Raw genomic sequence first — 16,572 nt, forward strand, 5'->3', positions numbered from 1 at the left:
TAACCTTCATTAAAAATCATCAACAATGCGATTTTCTAATTCAATTCAATTGTGTTTCATGCTGAGTTCATCCATTGCATTGGGGCAGTCTGCTCACCCATTAACGTATCCGCAAGCGCGCAAAACGGATCAGGTCGATACCTATCATGGTACGCAGGTTGCCGATCCGTACCGCTGGCTCGAAGATGACCGTTCGGCCGAGACGGCGGAGTGGGTCAAGGCCGAAAATAAAGTCACCTTCGACTATTTGGCGCAGATTCCGTATCGGAAACAGTTTCAGGATCGTCTGGAGAAAATCTACAACTACCCCAAATATTCAGCGCCTAGCCGCAAAGGTGAGTGGTTTTATTTCTCGAAAAACGATGGACTTCAAAACCAGGCGGTACTTTATCGGCAAAAAGGGCTTGAGGGCAAACCCGAGTTGGTCATTGATCCGAATAAGTTATCGGCCGACGGAACAACTCGTTTAGGCGCATTCTCGCTGTCGAAAGATGGCAAGTATGCAGTGGTTGGTTTGTCAAAAGGTGGCTCCGACTGGCAGGAATACCAGATTATGGAACTAGCTACCAAAACATATTTGCCGGATAAAATCGAGTGGGTGAAAGTATCGGGGGCGGCCTGGCAGGGCGATGGATTTTACTATAGCCGTTACCCGAAGCCAGAAGGAAGCGCGTTGGCTGCCAAGAATGAAAACCACCAGGTGTTTTTCCATAAACTAAATACACCTCAGTCGGCGGATCGACTTGTGTATGAGGACCCAAAAAGTCCACAGCGTTTTCACATCGTCAGCACGACCGACGATGAGCGATTTGCGCTGTTGACGGTGAGTGACCGAGGGCAGGGAAAAGATGGTAACTCACTGTTTTTTATGGATGCGAAGAGTGGACAGAAAGCGTTCGTGCCCGTTGTTGCTGAGATTACTAACTTCAGCTATAATGTGATTGATAATGATGGCGACCGACTCTTGATTTTGACCAACGAAAAGGCTCCAAATAGCAAAGTCGTTGCGTTCGACACCCAAAAGAAGACGTTTTCGACGCTGATTGCTGAACAACCGGAGCCTATTGCCGAAAACAGTGTTAGTGCCGCTGGCGGAAAGTTGTTTGTTGAATACTCAAAAGACGTGACCTCAAAAATTGATGTATTCGATTTTATGGGGAAACGCGAAAGCGAAGTGCAGTTGCCTGCTGTGGGTACTGCTGGCGGCTTTGGGGGCGAGAAAGATGATAAGTTCGTGTTCTATACATTCACCTCGTTTACCTTTCCGCCAACCATTTATCGCTACGATATTGCTACCCGGAAAAGCACCGTTTTTCGGGCACCCGAGGTCGATTTTAAGCCTGCCGATTACGAAACAAAGCAGGTATTTTATACGAGTAAAGATGGGACTAAAGTGCCCATGTTCCTGACATATCGTAAAGGATTAAAACTGGATGGTACCAACCCAACACTTCTATATGGGTATGGTGGATTTAACATCAGTTTGCCTCCATCATTCAGTCCGTTTCGGATTCCGTTTCTAGAGCAAGGGGGCGTTTATGCGCAGGCTAATCTGAGAGGTGGTAGCGAGTATGGCGAAAAATGGCACGAACAAGGTATGAAACTCAAAAAACAGAACGTGTTTGATGATTTCATTGCAGCTGCCGAGTATCTGATTGGACAGAAATACACCAGTCCAGCCAAACTGGCCATTCAGGGCGGATCGAATGGTGGATTGCTCGTGGGAGCCGTTATGAATCAACGGCCCGAGCTGTTCCGGGTGGCTATTCCACAGGTCGGGGTTATGGACATGCTCCGGTTTCACAAATTCACGATTGGCTGGAACTGGATTGCCGATTATGGCAGCAGCGATAATGCCGACGAGTTTAAGGCGCTCTATGCTTACTCGCCTATCCAAAATATCAAGCCCGGTATCAACTATCCCGCTACATTAATTACCACCGCCGATCACGACGACCGGGTGGTTCCGGCGCACTCATTCAAATATGCGGCTACGTTGCAGGACGTATACAAAGGGACTAATCCTGTGTTGATTCGGATTGATACGAACTCGGGGCACGGTGCAAGCAACACCAAAAAGAACATCGAAACGGCTGCCGATATTTATTCCTTTATCCTCTGGAATATGGGCGTGGCTAGTTTGAAAGAGGTGGCTAGTAAGTGATATAATAGCGCTTGGCTAATAGTCAAATAGGCAACTATTGTTAATGTTATTGACAATAGTTGCGTGTTTTTGTTACAAAATCTGACAAAAATGCAGCGTAGGCTGTGTCTTAACAAAAAAGGTCAACCTCATGAGGTTGACCTTTTTTGTTGGTTGTTAAACCGGGTTATTACAGTTTGAACGTAATACCCAGTAAGAGTGGAGCAATGCCCGTTCCTAATTCAGCGAAAGCGCCTACTTTCTCCGCGAACATATAGCGACCGCCGAGGTGGATAGGTACGAAAACTCCGCTTCCGAATGTATTAAAGCCAGTTCCGAAGCCAGAGCTGTATGAAACACTTTCATAACCCAGACCGATACCAGCATACAAGTCAGCCTTATCGGTGCTGAGGTTCAGAAGCTCATTGAAGTGATATGAACCACGAGCCGCAAAATACAGATAATTGACTTTATCGTTGTAGCCAAAATAGCCATAGTTAAAACTTCGATACGCCACCTGGCCACCTACGGTGATGTTTGGCGCTACTCCGAAATCGGCAGAACCACCGAAGGCGATACCACCTGCGCTGGAATAACCACCTACACCGATACCAAGGTTGATGAATTTGGTCCCTTTGTCAATTGGCATTTGGGCAAACGATTTCGTACCGGCTAAAAGACCAAGAACTAATAAGATGCTAAAGTGGATTTTTTTCATTTGATTCAATTGTTTTGCGTTGAAATTTGAGACAAAGTAAAAGCGAATCTATGGGCCTAACAAACGAGATCGCAGACCTCTTATTTATCGGTCATAGCTGTCTCTACAGGGCAAACATAGTGAACAAGGCATTATAACCTATATACACTGATGAAAATCACCCCATTTTTGACGTCTTTTTCGCGGTTTTTTACTATACTACTCGATATTAGTACAAAATGTTATGTGTCTGAGATTACTTTTTTGTAGGCACTTTTATTCATAAAGAGTAATATTAAAATTAAAAAATAACTTAATGCATTGATTATTAGGTATAAACATATAAATACTTTAATCTATAATTAACTTGCGTATATACATCACCTCAATGATGCCAGGATGTTCCATGTACAAATTAGTAACATCCTCTAAGCGGTTATAAACCATCCTCATAAGCGTTAACGATGCGCGAATTTATGAGTGAACGGTATCGTCTTCGCGTCGTACGTTTTTTATACGTATGTTAGGAATTAGCCTCATTTCTTCATAACCTAATAAGGTTAAACAAGCAGAGACGTATTTTTACGACCACATTTTAGGTTATAGCGTTTTTGATACGCCTGGTAATTGGTTCGTACATACATGACTATTTGGTACCTGACAGATTTGATTGGCGTAAGCGTCTTTGCTATTTCAGGGGCACTGTCGGCTTTAAGCAAAAAAATGTACCACGATCTGATCGGCGTATTTTTTATTGGCTTCCTGACAGCCATTGGTGGTGGAACCGTGCGTGATGTTATTATGAATGCCCATCCCATTGCCTGGATACGCGACCCTAATTACCTGATTGTGATTATTGCCAGTGTTATCATTGCCGTGTTTTGCCGCAAATGGTGGATGGGCGCACTCCAGCGGCCTTTATTGCTCTTCGATACAATCGGTATCGGGCTGTATACTATTCTTGGGTTGCAGAAAGCGCTTGTTACGGGAGTAAATGACTGGGCTGCTATTCTATTAGGCGTCATTTCTGCCCTGTTTGGGGGCGTTATTCGCGATACAATGGTGAACGACCTGCCTATTATTTTCGATCGGCAATTGTACGTTACCCCTTGCCTGACTGGAGCGATTCTGTACCAACTTGGGCGATCGTTGGATATAAATTCAACGCTGAATTTACTGGTATCGGCGGGTGTAATTGCTTTGTTTCGATTGCTGGCCATCCGTTACGACTGGTCATTACCTCGTATTCAGGATTAACTCCTGTTTAGGGGATAAAATAACCCAGGTTATGCTTGATTTCCTTTAGAACAAAGGTGCTGTTGAGTACGCCAATATTCTCAATCTGAGAGAGTTTGTACTTAACGAAATCGTGATATTCGTTTAAACTGCCAACGTGGATCTTGAGTAGAAAATCGACCTGTCCGGCCATGTGGTAGCACTCCTGTACTTCTTCCAGTTTCTGAACCTCCTCTTCAAACTTGTCGATAAAGGCTTTATCGTGGTAGCGCATGGATACCTGACAGAAGGTCGTAATAGGTTGACCAAGCAGGCTTTTGTCCAATACGGCCACATACTGCTTTATAAAACCTAGTCCTTCCAGCCGCTTGATCCGTTCGTAAACCGGCGACAATGTCAGACCCAGTTGCGACGCTAATTCCTTTGTTGTCAGCTTGGCGTCCTGCTGCAATAAGCGCAGTAATTGCTTGTCAACATCATCTAACTTTTCCATGCCGAAAAATTTTCTACCAACTCCGTTTGAGTAACTTTTGTCTCGGTTAATTTATTGGCAAATAAGCGTGTTGGCAACAATATTCACGGATTTATTCTGGATTTTTCTCCTTATTATCTTCAAAACTAACTTTGTACCACAAATAAGGTTCTACTTATTTCGGCCTTATTGTAAACACTTCATTCATCATCATACGCTCTATTAATTGGTTATGCAACGAGAAACCATTTTAGTTATTGGAGCCAATGGACAGATCGGTACGGCCCTTCTGCCCGAATTGCAGGCCCAGTTTGGGGTTAATCAGGTGATTGCCGCCGACCTGCGCAAGCCGTCCTCTGAGAGGGGCATCTTTGAAGTTCTGGATGCAACTAAGCCCGATGCGCTTACCGACATTGTGCGACGCTATCGGGTTACCCAGATTTACCATCTGGCGGCTATTCTATCGGCCAAAGGCGAAAGCGATCCACTGTGGGCCTGGAACCTAAACATGCAAACAGCCCTCAACGTCCTGGAAGTATCGCGGCTACATAATATCCGTAAGCTTTTCATTCCCAGTTCGATTGCTGCTTTTGGTGAGCATGCACCCAAGTATGAAACTCCGCAAACGGCGATACTGGACCCCGCTACGGTGTATGGTATTAGTAAAGTGGCTGCCGAAAACTGGTCGCTATATTACCACAAACGATATGGGCTGGATGTACGATCGGTACGCTATCCGGGCGTCATCAGTCATCAGTCGATGCCTGGCGGGGGTACAACAGATTATGCTGTTGCTATTTTCCATGAGGCTGTTCAAGGGCGCTCTTTTGAGTGCTTTCTGGAAAAAGACACCCGACTACCCATGATTTATATGGACGATGCCTTGCGGGCTACGCTGGAACTGATGGATGCTCCCGAATCGCAGATCAGTGTTCGCACCTCTTATAATCTAGCTGGCATGAGCTTTACACCTGCCGAATTAACGGAGTCGATTCAAGCCTATTTCCCAAATTTCGTTACGCAGTACAAACCTGATTTTCGACAGGCTATTGCCGAATCGTGGCCCAAAACTATTGATGATTCGGTTGCCCGGCAGGACTGGGGCTGGAAAGCGGCTTTTGATTTGCCTCGCCTGACGCATGAAATGATCACTCACCTGACTGCGGTTTATCAGCCGATGGTCTCAACCTTATAAAATCATGTACGGAGCCATAAAAGAACAACTTCAACAGGAGTTGACGAGCATACAGGAAGCAGGCCTGTATAAATCTGAACGAATCATCGTATCTCCGCAATCGTCGGTCATTGTCGTTCGCGATGGGCGTGAAGTACTAAATTTTTGTGCCAACAATTACCTGGGCCTTTCGTCGCATCCAGATGTTGTTGAAGCCGCCCATGAGACATTGAAAACTCATGGATTTGGCATGTCGTCGGTACGGTTTATTTGTGGAACGCAGGACATTCACAAAGAGCTGGAGCGCCGAACCGCCGAGTTTGTTGGGGCTGAAGATTGCATTTTGTATGCCGCTGCGTTCGATGCAAACGGGGGTGTTTTTGAACCACTCTTGAACGAGCAGGACGCCATCATCTCCGACGAGTTGAACCACGCTTCCATTATCGATGGGATCCGCTTGTGTAAGGCAAAGCGATTCCGATACAAACACAATGATATGGCCGATCTGGAAGCTCAGTTGCAGGCGGCTTCATCGGCACGCCGGATATTGGTGGTTACAGATGGCGTTTTCTCGATGGATGGCACTATTGCGCAACTCGATAAAATCTGTGATCTGGCCGATCAGTACAACGCGATGGTGATGGTCGATGAATGCCATGCGAGTGGATTCATGGGCAAAACGGGCCGTGGAACGCCCGAATACCGAAACGTTCTGGGGCGAATTGATATCATTACAGGAACTTACGGGAAAGCATTGGGTGGTGCTTCGGGCGGATTTACAGCTGCCCGCAAAGAAATTGTTGAGTTACTCCGTCAGCGTTCGCGCCCGTACCTGTTTTCCAATACATTAGCACCGTCTATTGTTGGGGCATCGTTAAAAGTACTGGATATTCTTCAGGCCTCTACCACCCTGCGCGACAAACTGGAAGCCAATACGAGTTACTTCCGGACTGCAATGACTGCTGCCGGATTCGATATTCTGCCGGGCGAACATCCGATTGTACCGATCATGTTGTATGACGCGCCTTTAGCGCAGGCGTTTGCGGCTCGTTTGCTCGAAGAAGGTATTTATGTGATTGGTTTCTTTTATCCAGTTGTACCTGCCGGTAAAGCCCGAATCCGTGTACAGATTTCGGCGGGGCACGAACAGGAACATCTGGAGCGGGCTGTAGCGGCCTTTACTAAAGTAGGGCAGGAACTTGGCGTTATTAAAGTAGGAGAAGCTGTCAGCTAGTGATGCTGTAGGCTGGCCTACAAACCAAAAAAGCCCGACACATGTCGGGCTTTTTTGGTTTGATACAAGTTCGCTTAGTTCATCGCAATAGTCCGAACCGCTTTCTGAACGGGTTGCGATGACAGGTTCAATTGTTTAACGATACTGCCTTCGTTCGATTTGATTTCCAATTCATACTCGCCATCGGCCAGTTCATCGACATTCAGCTTAACCGCGTATTTCCCTTCTCTCTTGCCAATGCTGTGTTGATAAAGTACTTCGTGGCTTTTGTTGCGAAGAACAACATCGACAGGTACCTCGGCCGACTTCTGAACCGACAGCCGGATTTGATGATCGAGGGTAATGTAGGCGCTCGCATCGAAGGAAAGAACTTTGGGTGTGGTAGGGTTCAACAGGGTTGAAGCACTTAGTAAAAGAGAGGCAGCAACTTTGCTCATTAGTGGTAACATGGTAGTAGTTGTTTAGTGTTTGTGTTGTTTACTGAGTTGATACCATTAATTCAATGCTCGTGCCACTTTTTGTATATTTCTGATTATCAAGTAGTTGACTTTTGTGTTAATTTTATAGGTCGTCCATAACCGGACAAAGCTTGTTCAGTTGCGGACAAACGCGAGACAGGAGTTGATCCACAAACAGGAAAAGGAAATCAATCACAGAGGGAATAAAATATCAGATAGGGAGGAGCTGTATAATTTCACGATACAAACAAAAAAGGCCCCAATTATGGAGCCTTTCATTATTTTATGCTGGTTCGCTTAGTGTTGTAAAGCAGGTTTCAATTTCTCTTTGAAAACCTTGCGGAACTTGTCTACTTTAGGCGCAACTACGAACGCACAGTAACCCTGGTTGGGATTATTGGCAAAGTAGCTCTGATGGTAAGCTTCTGCTTCGTAGAACGTTTCGGCGGGAGTAATTTCCGTTACAATTGGCTTATCGTAAGCGCCTGATTTATCTAGTTCTGCTTTGGCTGTTTCGGCCAGTTGCTTTTGTTCGTCGTTATGATAAAAAATCACAGACCGATACTGCGTACCAATGTCGTTGCCCTGACGGTTCAATGACGTTGGGTCGTGGCTCCGGAAAAAGGCTTCCAGCATTTCCTGATAGGTGATCTTGCTTGGGTCATACGTGATTTCTACACACTCAGCATGGCCGGTTTCACCAGTACAAACCTCTTTATACGTAGGATTGGCTTTATGACCACCTTCGTAGCCCGATACGGCATCAATAACCCCATCCAGCGATTCATAAAGGGCTTCTGTACACCAGAAACAGCCTGTTCCAAACGTTGCTTTGGCCAGATTGGCCGATTGATTTGTCGTCATAAATCGTAATTCTATAAACCTCTTGGGTTTTATAAACCTTATAGGTTTTATTCGGTTAATTTGCCTGACTAATTAACAGTACTTATTCGCGTAAAGTTTGCGCCAACTGCCTGTGAAAGACTTCAAAATCGATCGATTCCGCCATGATGGCGACAAATCATTTAAACTGAAAAAAGCGCCGACCAAAGTAGATGACCTCTATGAGGATGATGCTCATTATGAGGCCCTACTTCGGCAGCAGGCGGCCGAAATTGATAAATGGCAGGAGATGATGTATGCCCACAATCGCTATGGATTGGTGGTTGTGTTTCAGGCATTGGACGCGGCCGGGAAAGATGGTACCATTCAGCATGTATTTACGGGTACCAATCCGGCTGGCGTTCGGGTATATTCATTCAAACGCCCGACCGATCAGGAACTTGACCACGATTTTTTATGGCGTAGCTGGCGCGAACTGCCTGAGCGCGGCATGATCGGAATTTTTAACCGATCCTATTATGAAGAGGTGCTGGTAACAAAGGTGCATCCCGAAATCCTGAAACAGAGTCAGCGATTACCTGAAAAAGCGACCGAAGATTTAGACAAACTGTTTAAACATCGTTACGAGGCCATTCGGGATATGGAGCAGTTTCTGTACCGAAATGGCTTCCCAACGGTTAAGTTCTATCTGCACGTTTCGAAAGAAGAACAGGCCGACCGGCTGATTGCCCGAATTCAGGATCAGGAGAAAAACTGGAAATTTGAAGAGGGTGACGTGAAAGAGCGGGATTTCTGGGACGATTATCAGGAGGCCTACGAAACTTGTATTTCTGAAACGGCTACCGATAATTCGCCCTGGTATGTCATCCCCGCCGATGATAAAAAGAATATGCGGTTACTGGTAGGGCGAATTATCATCGAAGAACTCAAAAAACTGCCGATTACCAATCCTGAGCCAGACGAAAAACGCTTTAAAGAATTACAAAAACTAATTGCGGTTATTAAGGCCCAATAGTAGTGCGGCTGGAAAGCCGCAAGCCTGTATACTTATTGGTTTTGTCCAAACTCTACTACCGTTCAGCGGCTGTTTTAGCTGCTTTATCTAATTTTTGCCAAATACTAATAGCCATAGACATACTTTTGCGTTAGCAATTTGAACCGTCATGTATAAATAGACGGGCTATATCTAACGCAATGAAACATAGTTCTCTACATTGGTTATACGGTCTACTTCTAATTTGTCTGCCTCTCCAAAGCAGCCTGGCACAAGGCTCACTGACGACGAATACTATTGGTAAAGGGCTGGAAAAAGGTGCCCGATCGGCTGGCTTCACAGTAAGTGGGTATATAAAAGATGCGACTAATGGCGAGGGCCTGATTGGGGTATCGGTTTATGTAAAGGAAACCAGTACCGGGGCCGTCACAAATAGCTATGGATTCTTTGCGGTCACGCTACCCGCGGGTACTTATAACGTTGTGATCAGCTACGTTGGTTACGAAAAACAGACCAAAGTAGTTGACCTGACTACGCAGGACGTTCGCCTTGATCTTGAACTAAAACAGGAGGGAAAGCAGCTTCAGGAGGTTGTTGTTTCGACAACTCGTGAAGACGATAACGTCAAGAATATTGAAATGAGCGTCAACAAAATTGACGTGAAAACGCTGAAACGGATTCCAGCGCTGTTGGGCGAAGTTGACGTAATCAGAAGTATTCAATTGCTGCCCGGCGTATCGACAGTAGGTGAGGGTGCTACAGGGTTTAACGTTCGGGGCGGCAGTATCGACCAGAATCTGGTGCTGCTGGATGAAGCGCCTGTTTATAATTCATCCCACTTGTTCGGTTTCTTCTCGGTTTTCAATCCCGATGCGGTAAAAGATGTAAAGCTGATTAAAGGTGGTATTCCCTCAAACTATGGCGGACGGATTGCCTCAATTCTGGATGTTCGTCTGAAAGAAGGGAATGCCAAGAAACCAGAGGTAAATGGCGGGATTGGCCTGATATTTAGTCGATTGTCGTATGAGCGCCCACTGTTCAAAGGCAAAGGATCGTTCATTGTGGCGGCACGTCGTTCATATGCCGATATTCTGGCGCAGCCTTTTTTGAACAGCGATTTAAAAGGGGCGAAGTTCTATTTTTACGATCTGACAGCGAAAGGTAATTACCACATCAACGATAAGAATACGGTCTTTTTATCGGGCTATCTAGGCCGCGATGTATTCGGGTCGGATTTTGGCTTTAACTGGGGTAATACCACCTTGTCGGCCCGCTGGAATCACGTATTTACGAATCGCCTGTTTCTGAATACAACGGCTTACTATAGCAACTACGATTACTCGCTGAACACCGACCTGAAACAGAAAACACCAAACGACTATTTCAAAACCGATTCGCGCATTCTGGATTATAGTATCAAGCCTGATTTCTCGTTTTTTCTGGGTAAGAATACCATCACCTTTGGTGGACAAGCCATTGTGCATGATTTTCAGCCCGGTACGGCTACAGCTGCCAGCGCAGGCGCCGTTCGTTCGTTTGGAATTGCCAACAAACATGCACTCGAAAGCGCCCTTTATATCGGTAATGAACAACAGACAACGCCGAAGCTGCAACTCCAGTACGGCTTACGGTATTCATTATTTCAATACAAAGGACCGGGCGAGGCTTATACCTTCCAAACCGATGTGCCGTTGGGAACCCGACGTGAGGTGGTTACAACGGTGGATTATAAGGGGAACGATGTTATAAAAACCTATGGAAACTGGGAACCCCGTTTTGCCGCCAAGTACGATCTGACTGACAACAGCTCACTGAAACTGAGCTATAATCGACTGGCGCAGTACATTCACTTGATTTCTAATACCACAGCATCAACTCCGCTGGATATCTGGACACCCTCGACCAATAATATTAAACCACAGATTGCAGACCAGATTGCTGGTGGATATTTCAAAAACTTTGGTCGTTCAGGTAGTGAATTCGAAGCATCGGTTGAAGTGTATTACAAATGGTTGCAGAACCAGATTGACTATATCGACGGGGCTAGCCTGATCCTGAACAAATACCTCGAAGGCGATTTGCTGAGTGGCAAAGGTCGGGCGTATGGTGCTGAGTTTTTTGTGAAACGAAACACGGGTGTCGTAAATGGCTGGATTAGCTATACGTTGGCCAAAACCGAACGGCAGGTGGATGGTATCAACAATAACAATTGGTATCCGACCCGGTACGACAAACGCCACACCTTAACCTCGGTGTTGTTATTCGATCCGCCGAATGCGAAACGCTGGAATTTCTCGGCTACATTTACCTATGCCAGTGGTACACCGGGTACCTTCCCGACGGGTCGGTTTGTGTTTGATGGGCACGTAGAACCCATCTACGAAGGCCGCAATAACTACCGGATTCCGGCTTACCACCGACTCGATCTGGCAGCAACTTTACAAGGACGCAAACGACCCGGCAAACGAAAAGAGGACAACTGGGTTTTCTCGGTTTATAACGCCTACGCCCGAAAAAATGCGTTCTCGGTGTATTTCCAGCCGAATGCCGACAACCCACAGGTGACCGAAGCCATTCGCTACTCGGTATTCGCGACGATCATTCCTTCTGTGACCTATAACTTTAAATTCTAAGATTGGTGCCTGCCAGGCAATCGATCTGGACATACATGGCTATGAAACCAGTTACTATTTTCTCGCTGCTCGCTTTGGCTATTCTTGGCCTGGATAGCTGCACAACCGTTATTGATGCACAACTCGATACGGGTCCCGTTCAGCTTTCGGTACAGGGTATCCTGACCGATCAACCGGGCTCACAAACAATTGTTCTGACGCAGACGGCGGCTTATTTTGACAGCAGTACTCCACCAGCAGCCACTAGTGCTACTGTTACGGTGACAGATAACACCGGAAAGAGGTACAGCTTTCTGGATGCGAAAAATACAGGGTATTATGTGTGGCAACCAACGGGTAAAGACACATTAGGGCACATTGGCCGGACGTACCAACTTACCATTGACTATCAGGGTGAAACCTATCGGGCTAGTTCGAAAGTAAATCCGGTTCCCCCCATCGATTCGATCATTTTTGTGAAGCGAAAACGGAGTCCGTTATCAAAAATAGAAGGCTACCGGGCTGAATTTTATGCCAACGATATACCGAACGAAACGGACTATTACCGGGTACGATTTTTCCGCAATGGCGAGCTGCAAAATAAACCGAATAACATCATTACGTCGCAGGATGGCGGATTTCGGGGTAACAATAATGGCGTTACAGATGGGCTCATGTTTATTGTACCCATTCGCCGGGCCATCAATCCAGATAGCCTGTATGCGCTGAACGATAACGTGACGGTTGAACTCCATTCGCTAACTCTGGAGGCCATTAACTTCTGGCAGCAGACACGAACTCAGATTACCAACGGGGGGCTATTTGCCACGCCACCTGTCAATGTTCCAACTAACATCATTAACGATAATGCCAGTGGCCGAAAAGCCACCGGCTTTTTTATGACATCAGCCGTACGAACGCGGAGCGCTAGTGTCGTGCAGGCGAATATCCGAGTTCGGGAGGATTGATTTTTTTTGTCATGGCTCCGACCACCCGGTTCGACGTCAGGAGCCATGACAAAAAATATTGACCTACTTTTTCACAAGCTCTTCTCCCGGTAATAACCAAACTCCCCGCGCCGATTGCCCGTAGAACGACGTGCCGAAAGGAATTTCCTGCCGTCGGGTGTGTCCGTTTTTCAGGCGAATCGTAACAGATGTTGTTTTGGTATCTACCGGGGCAAATGTTTGCGGTTGCTGGATCGCAAATACCCGTAATGGGCCTCGGTTCTCAGTGATCGCCAGGCGGCAGTGACCCTGGGCGTCAGGGAAACTAACGAGGGCTTTGGCATTACCCGGAACGAAGAATCCTGTTTTGTCCATCGTTACGATTGAGAAATTGCCTTTGCCGTCGCCTTTCAACACCATTCCATTGAACGCATCCATGCGGCCTCCTACCATATCGCTACCGTGCTCATTACCCACGAGTACCGCATCCAGATTGCCGTCGCCATCAACATCTTGCGCCGTCATGCCAAATACGGGGGCTGTTTGGGCCAATATGGGTAATGACCGAATCTCAAACTTACCATTGCCTTTGTTTTCGATGTAACTGCTCGGCGTGTAATTGACGGTCAGTTTCAGCGCCTGATTACGCTCGTCTTCGGTTAAAATCTGACTGATGGTGGCTTCGCCAAAAGGAGCGTATTTGAGGTATCGCTTCTTAATACCAATCATCTGCTTCACCATATCGTCCCAACCGAAGTAGGGATATTCTTCATACTGACCTTTGGCATTTTTGAAATAAACGGTTGGGAACGCATCGTAGAAGCCGTTATTGTCGAAATCGCCAGCGTAGATGCGCACAGGCCGTTCGGTGCTGGCCCGGAGCAGGGTGTTTTGGCCCATATTGCCCGCCAGATAATCGATATCGCCATCGTTGTCGAAATCGCCGGGTGTCAGGGAATTCCAGAAGCCCAGTTTATCGGACAGACCACTGTTGTCGAGTGGCTGCAAATGACCTTTGTCATTCTTGAGCATCGTGAGGGGTGCCCATTCGCTGGCAAGGAGTAAGTCCTCATCGCCATCGTTATCATAATCGGTCCAGAGGGCATCACAGGTCAGCCCGCCTTTCGCCAAAACTGGAGCCGCTTCTTTCGTAACATCGGTAAAATGCGGTTGACCTTTTTTACCCGCAACGGCGGACCGATCATTTCGCAGAATATAGCTAGGGACGGCCATCGGGTATTTGTACGGTTCGACCCGGCCACCAACAAATAAATCGAGGTCGCCATCTTTATCGAAATCAGCCGCTTTTACGCAGGATGCGTTGAGCTGGAAGTTTGGCAACGCGTTAGCATCCAGAGTGAAGGTGCCTTTGCCGTCGTTCACATAAAGCCGATGGCGCAATGCTGCGGCTATCTGGTCGACTGGAAATTCAGGGCTTCCGCTAGCGGCATACAAGTCCAAGTCGCCATCGCCATCCGCATCGAACAACAAAAGTCCAGCATCTTCAGATAGTTTGGTTGGTAAGGGCTTCAGGACAAAATGCCCGTTAGGTTGCTGAAGCAGCAATTCGGTTGAATATTTAGAGCTTCCACCAACAACCATATCTGCCAAACCATCGCCATTTACATCGCCTACAGCTAATGCAGGGCCGTACTCCGTGAGTTTGTGGAGTAAAGTTTTTTGCAGATTGAAGTCAATAATATCCGTTTCCTCGTGCTTGTAAGTAATACCCAAATCGGCCGTAACGTCTTTCAGCAGGGTTTTAGGAGTCGCAACAATCTCATTGGCTTCACCGGGTTTGGCGTCTACTGCTTTAACGGTAATTGTCTGATCGGCGTTGACATCCGGGAAAATCTGGATACGCCCGCCCGGCCACGTTACTTTTAGATTCTTGATCGTCTTGATCTTGCCTAAACCAAGGTGCGCGATGGGTTCAACGCTCGATAAAAAGCCCCGGTACGGCGTATGTTCATAAAACTCTTTTCGACCATCGGGTAATTCATACTCAACGATGGCTCCCAAACCCATTACATTGGCTCCGTCGCCCTGGAATCGGATGCGGAGATAATGTGCCTGTTCGGATTTTTTATTGGTCAGGGTATTTCGGTATACGAACGCTTCGTCGTCGATATTATTGACGATGTAATCCAGATCACCATCGCCATCGAAATCGGCGTAAGCAGCTCCATTCGCGAAATTTGGCTCACTCAATCCCCAAAGGTCGGTTACGTTCTCAAAAGCCGGACCGCCAGAATTACCCCGGTTTCGGTACGCATAGTCGCTAACTTTCACTCTGGGTATTTTTTCGGTCAATTCCTTGCGAAGTCCATCGTTCAGGTACGTATTGACGGAGCTGTAATAATTCGTAAAATCGCGGTCGGTTACGTCGCGGGGGAAACCGTTGGTAATTAGTAAATCCCGGTAGCCATCGTGGTCAAAATCAGCCAGCAGTGGTGCCCAGCTCCATTCGGTTTCGGCTACCCCCGACAACATACTGATTTCACTAAAAATAGGCATGCCTACGTGCGATGTATCAATAGGTCGTACGCCCTGATTCAGTTGCAAAGTATTACGGGCATACTGATGCTCATAGCCTAGTCTGTCCCACTCCTGATAGGCATAGTAGCTGCTGGGGCCCATCAGACTCTTTTTACGCAGGTTGTCTTCGGGTAACATATCGACAGCTATAATGTCGGCTAAGCCATCGCCATTAATGTCGGCCACATCATTTCCCATTGCCGATGAGCTGGTATGCTTGAACGACTCGTGTGCGCGATTGGTGAATGTGCCATTGTGGTTATTGATGTACAATACATCATTCGTCGCGAAATCGTTGGTTACGTAAATGTCTTTCCAGCCATCCCGATTGATATCGCAAATGTTCATACCGAGTCCATAGCCTTCAGCCAGAACGCCAGCTTGTTTGGTCACATCCGTAAAGAATGCATGACCTCGTTTTGGGTCGAAATCGTTCCGATACAGGCGGTCGGTGTTAACGGAAGTGCCATCGTCTACCCGCGTACGCAGGTTGTTCGGGTTTTTTGGGTCGGCAATCTGATCAACGAGTACGAACAGGTCTAAGTCGCCATCGTTATCGTAGTCGAAAAAGGCAGAGTGCGTTGTAAAGGTTGTATCGGCAACGCCGTAATCGACGGCCATTTCCCGGAATTTAGGTGAACCATCTGCATCATTTCCCTGATTGACGTACAACAAGTTAGCGCGCTGTACCCCCTTTTTCTTAAGGGTAGTGGATATGTAAACATCCAGCTTGCCATCGGCATTGATATCAACAACCGATACGCCCGAACACCAGCGGCCACCACCATCAACCCCCGCCGACTGAGTAGCGTCTTTAAAGTGCAGTTTGCTATCGGGTGATTCCGTCTCGTTAATGTAGAGTTTGTTCGAAACCTGATTTCCGGCGAAAAACACATCTGGTTTTTGATCACCATTGAAATCGCCAACACCAACGCCACCACCATTGTAGATGTACTGGTAATTAAGAATGTTGAGCGTATCACTATCGGTAATCGTATTGGCGAAGGTTATACCCGTTTCAGAAGAATCGAGCCGCTCAAAGAGGGGTTTTTCACGGCATGAAGTAAGTATACACAAGCATGCGATGGGCAACAGCCATGCGCTATTTCGAGAGGTTGGTTTCATGAAAAGGAATGTGCCGTTTTACGGTGGCAGAATAACCAGATTATCTTGCAATTTACCGATAAAAATACACCTCAGATGCAAATCGGGGCATTTTTGTCG

General features: G+C 46.8%; 12 protein-coding genes. 7 read left to right on the top strand and 5 right to left on the bottom strand.

The genetic code is table 11. The features are described 5' to 3' along the window. Positions 1–25: 25 nt before the first annotated feature. Complete coding sequence (locus ACYVGR_RS18325) at positions 26–2,164, top strand: prolyl oligopeptidase family serine peptidase (protein ID WP_460959265.1); 2,139 nt, start codon at positions 26–28, stop codon at positions 2,162–2,164. Positions 2,165–2,333: 169 nt separating this feature from the next. Here the strand turns inward: ACYVGR_RS18325 and ACYVGR_RS18330 are convergent, their stop codons facing one another. Further along, entirely contained in the window at positions 2,334–2,861 is a 528-nt protein-coding gene (locus ACYVGR_RS18330; RefSeq protein ID WP_460959267.1) for a hypothetical protein, read from the bottom strand. A gap of 621 nt (positions 2,862–3,482) precedes the next feature. On the opposite strand from ACYVGR_RS18330, the gene ACYVGR_RS18335 reads away from it, so the two are divergent. Next, positions 3,483–4,097, top strand: coding sequence for a trimeric intracellular cation channel family protein (locus tag ACYVGR_RS18335; protein ID WP_460959269.1), 615 nt, complete (start codon positions 3,483–3,485; stop codon positions 4,095–4,097). 7 nt (positions 4,098–4,104) lie between these two features. Here ACYVGR_RS18335 and ACYVGR_RS18340 read toward each other — a convergent pair whose 3' ends face one another. Then, a complete protein-coding gene (locus ACYVGR_RS18340) occupies positions 4,105–4,569 on the bottom strand; it encodes an Lrp/AsnC family transcriptional regulator (RefSeq protein ID WP_157587033.1) in 465 nt (154 codons plus the stop codon). Positions 4,570–4,780: 211 nt separating this feature from the next. On the opposite strand from ACYVGR_RS18340, the gene ACYVGR_RS18345 reads away from it, so the two are divergent. Together ACYVGR_RS18345 and kbl are read left to right on the top strand one after the other, a co-directional pair. Beyond that, positions 4,781–5,743: an NAD-dependent epimerase/dehydratase family protein gene (locus tag ACYVGR_RS18345; RefSeq protein ID WP_460959271.1), complete on the top strand. Its 963-nt coding sequence runs from the start codon at positions 4,781–4,783 to the stop codon at positions 5,741–5,743. A gap of 4 nt (positions 5,744–5,747) precedes the next feature. Next, positions 5,748–6,956, top strand: a complete 1,209-nt coding sequence (gene kbl, locus ACYVGR_RS18350) for a glycine C-acetyltransferase (protein WP_460959273.1) — start codon at positions 5,748–5,750, stop codon at positions 6,954–6,956. A gap of 74 nt (positions 6,957–7,030) precedes the next feature. On the opposite strand, the gene ACYVGR_RS18355 is transcribed toward kbl, so the two are convergent. Together ACYVGR_RS18355 and msrA are read right to left on the bottom strand one after the other, a co-directional pair. After that, on the bottom strand, positions 7,031–7,405 hold the full coding sequence (locus ACYVGR_RS18355) for a hypothetical protein (RefSeq protein WP_460959275.1): 375 nt from the start codon (positions 7,403–7,405) through the stop codon (positions 7,031–7,033). 306 nt (positions 7,406–7,711) lie between these two features. Next, on the bottom strand, positions 7,712–8,278 hold the full coding sequence (msrA, locus tag ACYVGR_RS18360) for a peptide-methionine (S)-S-oxide reductase MsrA (protein WP_460959277.1): 567 nt from the start codon (positions 8,276–8,278) through the stop codon (positions 7,712–7,714). 112 nt (positions 8,279–8,390) lie between these two features. Here msrA and ACYVGR_RS18365 point away from each other — a divergent pair, with 112 nt between their 5' ends. The 3 genes from ACYVGR_RS18365 to ACYVGR_RS18375 all read left to right on the top strand — a co-directional run bounded on the left by ACYVGR_RS18365 (position 8,391) and on the right by ACYVGR_RS18375 (position 12,831). Continuing rightward, on the top strand, positions 8,391–9,272 hold the full coding sequence (locus tag ACYVGR_RS18365) for a PPK2 family polyphosphate kinase (protein WP_460959279.1): 882 nt from the start codon (positions 8,391–8,393) through the stop codon (positions 9,270–9,272). A 179-nt stretch (positions 9,273–9,451) separates the two neighbouring features. Beyond that, a complete protein-coding gene (locus ACYVGR_RS18370) occupies positions 9,452–11,884 on the top strand; it encodes a TonB-dependent receptor (RefSeq protein ID WP_460959281.1) in 2,433 nt (810 codons plus the stop codon). Between the two features lie 41 nt (positions 11,885–11,925). Next, positions 11,926–12,831: a DUF4249 domain-containing protein gene (locus ACYVGR_RS18375; protein ID WP_460959283.1), complete on the top strand. Its 906-nt coding sequence runs from the start codon at positions 11,926–11,928 to the stop codon at positions 12,829–12,831. Positions 12,832–12,894: 63 nt separating this feature from the next. Here ACYVGR_RS18375 and ACYVGR_RS18380 read toward each other — a convergent pair whose 3' ends face one another. After that, complete coding sequence (locus tag ACYVGR_RS18380; protein ID WP_460959285.1) at positions 12,895–16,473, bottom strand: CRTAC1 family protein; 3,579 nt, start codon at positions 16,471–16,473, stop codon at positions 12,895–12,897. Positions 16,474–16,572: the final 99 nt, after the last annotated feature.

It is taken from the genome of Spirosoma litoris (genome assembly GCF_054776755.1).

What these genes read in the sequence shown, in the direction of transcription:
- ACYVGR_RS18355 (WP_460959275.1), bottom strand. Translation starts at nt 7,405, where the DNA reads ATGTTACCACTAATGAGCAAAGTTGCTGCCTCTCTTTTACTAAGTGCT.
- ACYVGR_RS18325 (WP_460959265.1), top strand. Translation starts at nt 26, where the DNA reads ATGCGATTTTCTAATTCAATTCAATTGTGTTTCATGCTGAGTTCATCC.
- ACYVGR_RS18380 (WP_460959285.1), bottom strand. Translation starts at nt 16,473, where the DNA reads ATGAAACCAACCTCTCGAAATAGCGCATGGCTGTTGCCCATCGCATGC.
- ACYVGR_RS18345 (WP_460959271.1), top strand. Translation starts at nt 4,781, where the DNA reads ATGCAACGAGAAACCATTTTAGTTATTGGAGCCAATGGACAGATCGGT.
- kbl (WP_460959273.1), top strand. Translation starts at nt 5,748, where the DNA reads ATGTACGGAGCCATAAAAGAACAACTTCAACAGGAGTTGACGAGCATA.
- ACYVGR_RS18375 (WP_460959283.1), top strand. Translation starts at nt 11,926, where the DNA reads ATGAAACCAGTTACTATTTTCTCGCTGCTCGCTTTGGCTATTCTTGGC.
- ACYVGR_RS18335 (WP_460959269.1), top strand. Translation starts at nt 3,483, where the DNA reads ATGACTATTTGGTACCTGACAGATTTGATTGGCGTAAGCGTCTTTGCT.
- msrA (WP_460959277.1), bottom strand. Translation starts at nt 8,278, where the DNA reads ATGACGACAAATCAATCGGCCAATCTGGCCAAAGCAACGTTTGGAACA.
- ACYVGR_RS18340 (WP_157587033.1), bottom strand. Translation starts at nt 4,569, where the DNA reads ATGGAAAAGTTAGATGATGTTGACAAGCAATTACTGCGCTTATTGCAG.
- ACYVGR_RS18370 (WP_460959281.1), top strand. Translation starts at nt 9,452, where the DNA reads ATGAAACATAGTTCTCTACATTGGTTATACGGTCTACTTCTAATTTGT.
- ACYVGR_RS18330 (WP_460959267.1), bottom strand. Translation starts at nt 2,861, where the DNA reads ATGAAAAAAATCCACTTTAGCATCTTATTAGTTCTTGGTCTTTTAGCC.